Origin of the sequence: Rhodopirellula sp. JB055, assembly GCF_043100905.1 — a bacterium.
GTDB lineage: Bacteria > Planctomycetota > Planctomycetia > Pirellulales > Pirellulaceae > Rhodopirellula.
This window is the reverse complement of the sequence record NZ_JBICHO010000021.1, coordinates 1-5,122: the sequence shown is the minus strand read 5'-3', so window position 1 is coordinate 5,122 and position 5,122 is coordinate 1. Positions and strand designations below refer to the sequence as shown.

The following is a 5,122-nucleotide window of genomic DNA, read 5'->3' as shown; positions in this document are numbered from 1 at the left end:
GGATTTTTGGCGGCACTTTCACCAGAGGATTTCTTGGGGGCTTGGCCCAAAGTCTGTCACGGGAATTTTTCGATCATTCGGCATCTGATGCTCGAGGTGCAACTTGTGCGAGACGGTCAGGTGATCGCTCAGTCGATGGCGCTCAACGAAGCCGCCATTTTGAACGGCCCTCCGTTCGCGATTCTCGACATTGATATGTATGCCGACGAGGAATTGGCGACGCAGTACCGTTGTGATGGGTTGATCGTGGCGACTCCGGTCGGGTCGACCGCTCACAATTTGTCTGCCGGTGGGCCGATCCTGCGACGGCAATTGCAGGCCATCGTGATCTCGCCAATCAGCCCGCACACGTTGACCTACCGTCCGCTGGTGGACTCCGCTGACACGCGTTTGGAGTTGGCGGTGACGGAACCCAATGAATCGACCAGTATCGTGGTGGATGGCCGAATTCTTGGCCAGTTGAAATCGGGCGACCGGGTTCGTGTGCACCGGGCGCCGGTGTCGTTTGAAATGCTGCGAGTCCCCGGTCAGAACGACTATCACACGCTCCGCGAAAAGTTGGGGTGGTCGGGGCGATTGGCGTTGCGACAGTCGTGAGCTGAGATCACGATATGTCGATGATCGAAATTCTTTGGGCTTCACATTCGTGCGTTGTTGCGTGCAAGCCAGCTGGCCTTCCCACCACATCGCCTCCGGGCACGCCGTGTCTGCAATCCAAGCTGCGCGAGCAGTTTGAACAGGCCGGAACTTCTACTAGCTACTTGACGGCCGTGCACCGACTCGACCGTCCCGTGTCGGGATTGATTTTGGTCGCTTTGCGCAAGAAAGCCGCGCGTTTGTTGAGCGAGCAGTTTCGATTGCGTCGTGTGCAGAAAAAGTATGTTGCGGTGGTCGAGGGTGATGCACGAGAGGCGTGCAAGCAAGAGCCTTGGCAGGACCTGATCGTCAAGACGCCCGACTTGGCTCGAGTGGAAATCGTTGGGCCGGACGTCGCTGATGCACGTGAAGCGGAGACGAAGGTGAGTTTCCTGGATTTCGACGCGGTCTCGAATCGGTCGCGGGTCGAGCTTCGGCCTGTCACCGGACGAATGCATCAATTGCGAATCCAGTGCGCGCATCGTGGTCACCCGATCGTGGGTGATCCTCTGTACGGGAACGCGGAGGATGAGTCCGGCTTGCAGCTCGTTGCGGCGAAGTTGTCGTTTCGCGATCCAACCAATGGTCGTGCCGTCGAGGTTGCTTTGCCGGAGTTGCCTTTTTAGTTAGCGAGGCGAGCACCCTTGCCCGTCAGAATCGGCCAAGACCACTCATCACAACCCGACGCGTCAGTTTTGAAGTTGGGCTTTTGCGTGAGGCATTGATCTTTTCATAACCCGACGCGTCAGCGAGGCGAAGTCAACATCGTTTTTCCCTCGCTGACGCTTTTTGAAGTTGCGCTTTTGCGTGAAGCATTGATTTTTTCATAACCCGACGCGTCAGCGAGGCGATGTCAACGTCGTTTTTCCCTCGCTGACGCTTCGGGTTATGAGGAAAGCTGACGCTTCGGGTTTTGAGAAAAACGCAACTTCATAAAGCGTCAGCGAGGGACTCCCCCACAACTTCCACGCCGGCCTCATCCGGGGCGAAACCCAGGTGCTTACGGCGAAACCCAGGTGCCTGCCACCACGGATCCCACTCGACCTCGTCTGGGGCGGGGGGATCGGTGATGGTTTTTGGCGAGCGAATCACTCGGGGATATTCAGTGGGTTGAGCTGGCAGTTCGGTTTGAGCTGCCGAAGACGTTGCCGGCCCTGTTCGGTGATCTTGGTGCGTTGGATGTCCAGCGTTTGCAATCGCGGTAGAGCGACCAGCGTGTCGATGGCTTGGTTGGTCAGGTTTGTGCCGGTCAGCCAAAGCGTGGAGACGGATAGTGGGATCGTCTTCAGAGCGGAGTCGTCGATGGAGGTGTAGCTGAGGTCCAGTTCACGCAGTTGGTTCGCGCCACGCAGCAACGTGGTGACTTGGTTCGTCACTTGGGTGGCTTCCAGGCTCAATTGATCCAGTTGCTGCGTGTCGACGATCAAACGCAAAACATCGGCGTCGGTCACTGGCAATCGCGAGAGGTCGCACCAGGTCAGCCCGTGGATCGGTTTTTGTTTTGACAGGCCCTCGCTGGTGAGATTGCATCCGGCCAGGCACAGTGTCGTCAGATCTCCTTTCGCAGGATTGCGAATCACGTGAGCGTTGTCGACTCGTAGGGCACGCAAGATGGCGGCCGGATTGGTGTCTTGCGCGGCATTGTTGTCAGTCGTGTCGGCCGGTGTGTTCTTGGCGTTTGGTTTTGTTTGCGAATACAGTTCTGCCAACTGTTTGAGCAATCCGCGACGCTTGGTTGGGCCGGCGTTGTCCATGAGGTAGTGCGTTCGCAAGGCGGCTTGGGAGTACCAGCGAGCTAGGTTGGGTTTGGATTGAACCTTGTCGCGAGTGCCACGCAGGTCTTCGAGCGACGCGATCGGGACTCCGCCAATCAGGGCTTGGTAGCGAGCCAATTGCAGACGCGGGGATTCCCAACCGCCGACGTAGGCCAGCGATTGCTCATAGCGAAGCGATTCGAAGTATCCCGCCATGCCTTCGATCAACCAAAAGTCTTCGGTGGTCGCGGTCGCGAAAGTTTGTCCGCGAGTTGGTCGCCGGCGGGATGCGTTGGCGGACGCTTCGGTGAACAGTTGGTGGCAGATCTCGTGATGCAAACTCGCCAGGTCTGGCTGGGGAAAGAAGAACGACAGTCGCAAGGTGTCGCTGTAGAAACCGGTCGAGGCGGCGACGGCGGAGGTGTCGGTGTTTCGGAATGCGGTGGTGATCGTGGCTCGATAGCTCTCCGGATCCGCCAGCAAGACAACCCGGTGACGTTGGCCATGTTGAAGTCTCGCGGGCGACGACCGTGATTTCAAATGGTCGGCTGCCGATGTGTTTTCGCGTTCCCAATCGCGGACGATCGACGCGATTTGGTTTCGGCCCGACCAGATTGGGAAGAAGATCTGAGTCCAGACCCAGTATTCTCGTTCGAGAGCTTCGGCAACGATCCGAGAGGACGCGTCATCGGCTTGGCTGAGGATCTCAAAGTGATCGGTTTGCCAGACCCGGAACGATCCGGGCCGCCAGTTCAGCTCGCTGGGGGCGACCCGGCCACGGCGATCAGTGATCAGCACATCCGTGTCGACGGGGAATCCGAACAGCGAGCGAAGTTCCGGTTGGCTGGGGGATTCGTAGTGAGATTTCCAGAGGTCGATGTAGGCGGACCAAATTTCGTCGGCGCGGTTGGGCGAATCGGCTCGGGCGGCGAAATCGGCGGTCTGGTATCCGCCAGCGTCCGAGGGCGGGAAAGGCGACTCCAAGGGGGGCGGATCAGCGGCCGACGGCAGCGGGATGAACGCGGTCACTCGGTCAAGCGGTGTTTGCCCGGTCGGTGTGTCCTCCGCGGTCGTAAGGGATTGGCCGGCAGGAATCAGCCATAAAATCACAACGATCAGGTATAGTGGTGTTCTCGCGGGCATGCTCGCGAAAACCTTCCCCACCTTTTTCTCTCCCCACACCTTCTTCCACATGAAAAATCTTTGGACCTTGGTGGCACGCGGCAGCCTTGTCGTGACGACAGCCGCCACCTGCTTGTTCGCATCGATGTCACTGCACGCAGCGGAACGAAATGTTTTGTTCATTATCACGGACGATGAAAGTCCCACGCTGGGGTGTTACGGTGATTCCGCAGCGGTGACTCCCGCGATCGACGCCGTCGCTGCCGACGGGATGGTGTTTCGAAACGCGTTTGCCACCACGGCATCGTGCAGTGCCAGCCGAAGTGTGGTGATGAGTGGATTGCACAACCATCGTAACGGACAGTTTGGACATCAACATCATTATCACAAGTTTGCATCGTTCAACGACGTCGCTGGTTTGGCTTTACCACGTGTGATGGCTAATACCGGCTATCGCACTGGACACATTGGCAAGTATCACGTCGCGCCCGAATCGGTTTATCACTACGAAACCTACTTGAAGGCCAACTCTCGCAGTGCCATCGAGATGGCAGAAACCGCAAAGGATTTTCTGACGGATACGGAAGATGACCGCCCGTTCTTCCTGTACTTCGCAACCTCGGACCCGCACCGTGGTGGTGGCGTTGACAAGACGTCTGAGTTGGAGCTCAAGCCCGATTTGTTTGGCAACAAACCGCGTCGAGGTGCTTACCCGGGCGTCGAGGAAGTCTTCTTCGATCCCAAGGATGTGGTGGTGCCCGACTTTTTGCCGGACACGCCTGAGACTCGTTCGGAATTGGCGCAGTATTACCAATCCTGTGCCCGTGTCGATCAAGGCGTGGCTCGATTGGTCCAGATTTTGAAAGAAGCGGACCTCTACGACAAAACCATGATCGTGTTCACCAGTGATCACGGGATGGCGTTCGCTGGCGGCAAGACGACCGTGTACGAAGGCGGTTTGCGAGTCCCGATGGTTGTCCGTGATCCCTACCAAAAAAAGCGTGGTGTGGAGAGCGATGCGATGATCAGCCACATCGATATCACGCCGACTCTGCTTGACTTCGCCGGTGGTTTGGACCGTAAAGCCAACGCGCCCAAGAATTTGGTCCCAGCGAAAAAGCTGCGCAATCAATTGGGCGTTTCGCCGATGGACAATCACAACGGCAACAAGCCGCTGGACCACTACCACGGTCGCAGTTGGATGGATGTGTTGGCCGATCCGGCGAAGTCGCATCACAAAGAGATCTTTGCATCGCACACGTTCCACGAAATTCAAATGTACTATCCGATGCGAGTCATTCGTGACGGCAAGTACAAATTGATTTGGAACATCGCTCACGGGCTGGATTATCCCTTCGCCAGCGATCTGTGGGCCGCCAGTTCCTGGCAGGCCCAGTTGGCCAAAGGCATGGACGCACCGTACGGAAAGCAGACGGTGGGCAAGTACATCCACCGACCCGAGTTTGAGCTGTTCGACATCGAGGCCGACCCGAATGAGTCGACCAACTTCGCGATCAGCAGCAGCCATACCGAGGTCTTGGAAGCTTACAAGGCGAAGCTCAAGAAGCTGCAGAAAAAGTACGACGACCCATGGATCATGAAGTGGGATT

General features: G+C 57.4%; 4 protein-coding genes. 3 read left to right on the top strand and 1 reads right to left on the bottom strand.

All coding sequences use genetic code 11. The features are described from left to right. Both ACF8AM_RS00570 and ACF8AM_RS00565 read left to right on the top strand, forming a co-directional pair. On the top strand, nt 1-597 hold a 597-nt coding region (locus ACF8AM_RS00570; protein WP_392553756.1), incomplete at its 5' end, for an NAD(+)/NADH kinase. Between the two features lie 14 nt (nt 598-611). Beyond that, on the top strand, nt 612-1,262 hold the full coding sequence (locus ACF8AM_RS00565; RefSeq protein ID WP_392553755.1) for an RluA family pseudouridine synthase: 651 nt from the start codon (nt 612-614) through the stop codon (nt 1,260-1,262). Between the two features lie 462 nt (nt 1,263-1,724). On the opposite strand, the gene ACF8AM_RS00560 is transcribed toward ACF8AM_RS00565, so the two are convergent. Then, nucleotides 1,725-3,584, bottom strand: a complete 1,860-nt coding sequence (locus tag ACF8AM_RS00560; protein WP_392553754.1) for a hypothetical protein — start codon at nt 3,582-3,584, stop codon at nt 1,725-1,727. Here ACF8AM_RS00560 and ACF8AM_RS00555 point away from each other — a divergent pair. Further along, a partial coding sequence (locus tag ACF8AM_RS00555) for a sulfatase (protein WP_392553753.1) occupies nt 3,583-5,122 on the top strand: 1,540 nt, incomplete at its 3' end. The two genes, ACF8AM_RS00560 and ACF8AM_RS00555, sit on opposite strands and share 2 nt — an antisense overlap.